Below are 3,649 nucleotides of genomic sequence, written 5' to 3' on the forward strand. Positions count from 1 at the left end.
GCCGGCCCCACCAGCCCGTATAGTGCGTAGATCACCAGCGCCGCCCCCAATGCATGCACCGCCCACGGCCCGCTGTTGATGCCCAGCCATGCACTGCCGAGCAATGTCCCGACGAAAATCATCGCCAATAGCGGCCCAAGCCGGCGCAGCAATGCCGGCAGATGCCCGCCGACCGCCAGTTGCCAGAGGTTGGTCAGCGTCGAAGGCACGATCAGCAGGGCTGCAGCCTGCGCCGGTGACATAGCCAGCCCCAGCAGGCCCATGGCGATGGTCGGCAGACCGAGGCCAATCACCCCTTTAACCGCGCCGGCCAGCAGAAAGGTCAATACAACCAGCACTGACAGGGCTGGGCCAATGTTGTGGTAGAACGCGAGAAGGGTATTCATGGACCGATGATGGCCGACGCCTGGCGTGTTGAAAATCTGCCATATACTCAGCCAGGCTCTTGCCAGGACAGAGCCAGGACATCTTCAGGATAAAGATCCATGCGTTTCGACCTGACCGATCTCAAGCTGTTCCAGCACACGCTGGAATGCGGCAACATCACCGCTGGTGCCAGCCGCAGCCACCTGTCGCTGCCAGCCGCAAGTGCGCGCATCCGGGCCATGGAAGCGTCGCTGGGCGTGCCTTTGCTGGAACGCAACCGCCGCGGCGTGCAGCCGACCCCCGCCGGCCAGGCACTGCTGCAGCATGCCCGGTTGATAGCGCAGCAAGTCGAGCGCCTGCAGTTCGACCTGGGCCAGTTCGCGCAGGGGCAGCAGGGCCAGGTGCGCTTGCTGTGCAACACGGCGGCGCTCACCGAGTATCTGCCCGAATTGCTGGCCGGCTACCTGGCCAGAAACCCCGGCGTAAACGTGGATGTCCAGGAACTGCCGAGCCTGCGCATCGTGCAGTCGATTACCCAGGGCATGGCCGACCTGGGCATCATCTCGACCGCGGCGCCCAGCGAGCACCTGCAAACCGTGCCATTTCGCGACGATCCGCTGGTACTGGTGACGCCGCCGGACCACCCGCTGGCCAGCGCCGCCGCGCCCACCTTCATCGACAGCCTGGCCCACGGCCATATCGGCCTTGGGGCCAGCAGTGCACTGGCGTTGTACCTGGAGGAGCAGGCGCTGCGCGAAGGGCGGCGCATGCAAGTTCGGGTGCGGGCAGAGGGGTTCGACGGGGTGATCCGCATGGTCGCGGGCGGGGCTGGGGTCGGAGTGGTGCCACTGGCTGCCGTGAAGCGTTGGCAGGGGCTATTGCCGTTGCACTGGGCGGCGCTGCGGGAACCTTGGGCCAACCGCCGGTTACTAATTTGCGCGCGGGATTTTTCGACGCTGCCAGGCTATGCCGCAGGGCTGGTAACCACCTTGACCGGCTGAAACACGCCTGCAAAAAGCAGCGCCAGTCTGCAGATAATCATCAAACCTGTGAGCGCGGGTTTACCCGCGAACAAGGCTCACACACAATTAACGCCCTGAGGCACCACGAAAAAGGATTTTCCAGTGGCATCGATCTACCAGCTCAAACCGCGTTTCCAGGCCTTGCTGCGCCCCACCGTGCAGCGCCTTTACGACCGTGGCGTCACCGCCAACCAGGTCACCGTCGCCGCCGCCGTCGTGTCGATCCTGCTTGGCCTGCTGCTGGCCGGCCTGCCCCACGTCACCTCGCTGTTCATCCTGGTGCCGGTGTGGATGCTGCTGCGCATGGCGCTGAATGCCGTCGACGGCATGCTGGCCCGGGAATTCGGCCAGCAATCCACCCTCGGCGCCTACCTCAACGAACTCAGTGACGTGGTCGCCGACGCCGCCCTGTACCTGCCCTTCGCCCTGCTGGCCGGTGTCTCGCCGGCCTTGGTGGTATTGGTAGTGCTGAGCGCCACCTTCAGCGAATACGCAGGGGTCATGGGCCCGCTGGCCGGTGCCTCGCGGCGCTACGACGGGCCCATGGGCAAAAGCGACCGGGCCTTCGCCTTCGGCGTGGTAGGCACCGGCGTCGCCTTCGGCCTGCTCGATGGCATGTGGGTCAACGGCCTGATGCTGGTGATCCTCGCGCTCTCCCTCTATACCCTCTACAACCGGGTTCGCCATGGGCTGGCCGAAACCCGCTGAGCCGTCTGCCGTCGCAAAAGGACTTATCATCATGCGTCAAGCGCAAGCGCTGCACTTCTCCACCCATGACGGTGTCGAGTTGCATTACCGTCATTGGCCTGCCACCCGCAACGAACACCAGCCACGCCGAGCCGTGGTGATGTTCCACCGCGGCCACGAACACGGAGGGCGCATGGCCCATCTGGCCGATGAGCTGGACATGCCGGGGTACGACTTCTTCGCCTGGGATGCCCGCGGCCATGGCCGGTCGCCAGGCGCGCGGGGCGACAGCCCGGGGTTCGCCACCAGCGTGCGCGACGTGCAAACCTTCATCGAGCACATCCACACCCACCACGGCATCGCCGAGCAGGACCTGGTGGTGCTGGCACAGAGCGTCGGCGCGGTGTTGATCGCCACCTGGGCCCACGACTACGCGCCCAAGGTGCGCTGCCTGGTACTGGCCTCGCCGGCCTTCAAGGTCAAGCTGTACGTGCCGTTCGCCCGCCCCGGCCTGAAACTGCTGAAGGCCGTGCGCGGCAATTTCTTCGTCAACAGCTACGTCAAGCCACGCCTGCTTACACACGACCCTGAGCGGATTGCGTCTTATGTCGCCGACCCGCTGATCAGCCGGCCGATTTCGGTGACCATGCTGCTGGGCCTGTATGAAGCTGCTGACCGCGTGGTAGCGGACGCCCAGGCCATCCAGGTGTCCACGCAACTGCTGGTGTCCGGTGCCGACTTCGTGGTCGAGCGCCAACCGCAGGAGCGCTTCTTCGAACGCCTGGGCAGCGCGCGCAAGGAAATGCACATCCTGCCGGGGTTTTTCCATGACACCCTCGGCGAGCGCGACCGAGCCCATGCGTTGCGGCGCATCGAGCGGTTTGTCGAACACTGCTTCAGCAGCCCCGCCACCGTGCCGTCGCTGCTGGATGCCGACAAGACTGGCGCCAGCTGCGCCGAGGCCGAAAGCCTGGCGGCGCCGCTGCCGCGCAACTCGCCCCGGGACCTGTACTGGCGGGCAACCCGGGCCAGCATGCGCATGGGCAAGAGCTTGTCCGAGGGCGTCAAGCTGGGCTTCGACACCGGTTTTGATTCCGGCAGCACCCTGGACTACGTGTACCGCAATCAGCCCACGGGCAAAGGCAAGCTGGGTCGCCTGGTTGACCAGAACTACCTCGACGCCATCGGCTGGCGCGGCATTCGCCAGCGCAAGCTGCACGTGGAAGAACTGCTGCGCCAGGCCATCGCCCGCCTGCGCGAACAACAAAAGCCGGTGCACATAGTCGACATCGCCGCCGGCCATGGCCGCTACATCCTCGAAGCACTGCAAGAGCTCGAGCAACTGCCGGATTCGATCCTGCTGCGCGACTACAGCGAGCTCAACGTGCAGCAAGGCAGCGCGCTGATCGCCGAGAAGGGCCTGGCCGATATCGCCCGCTTTGTCCAGGGCGATGCCTTCGACCGCCAGAGCCTGGCCACACTGCAACAGCCCCCTACCCTGGCAGTGGTTTCCGGGCTGTACGAACTGTTCCCCAGCAACCAGCTGGTGGGCAACTCGCTGGCCGGCCTGGCGG

The 3,649-nt window shown here is 65.5% G+C and carries 4 protein-coding genes; 3 read left to right on the forward strand and 1 reads right to left on the reverse strand.

Annotation, left to right across the window (positions count from 1 at the left end):
- Positions 1-386: sulfite exporter TauE/SafE family protein (locus HP546_RS27615; RefSeq protein WP_172232209.1), on the reverse strand; the 386-nt coding region annotated here is incomplete at its 3' end.
- 99 nt (positions 387-485) lie between these two features.
- Between HP546_RS27615 and HP546_RS27620 the strand changes: the two genes are divergently transcribed.
- The 3 genes from HP546_RS27620 to HP546_RS27630 all read left to right on the forward strand — a co-directional run.
- Complete coding sequence (locus tag HP546_RS27620; RefSeq protein ID WP_172232212.1) at positions 486-1,367, forward strand: LysR substrate-binding domain-containing protein; 882 nt, start codon at positions 486-488, stop codon at positions 1,365-1,367.
- Positions 1,368-1,490: 123 nt separating this feature from the next.
- Positions 1,491-2,096 (forward strand): CDP-alcohol phosphatidyltransferase family protein, encoded by a 606-nt coding sequence (locus HP546_RS27625; protein WP_172232215.1) that lies wholly within the window; start codon positions 1,491-1,493, stop codon positions 2,094-2,096.
- 31 nt (positions 2,097-2,127) lie between these two features.
- A partial coding sequence (locus HP546_RS27630; protein WP_172232218.1) for a bifunctional alpha/beta hydrolase/class I SAM-dependent methyltransferase occupies positions 2,128-3,649 on the forward strand: 1,522 nt, incomplete at its 3' end.

The organism is Pseudomonas sp. CM25 (assembly GCF_013179705.1).
Classification (GTDB): Bacteria; Pseudomonadota; Gammaproteobacteria; order Pseudomonadales; family Pseudomonadaceae; genus Aquipseudomonas.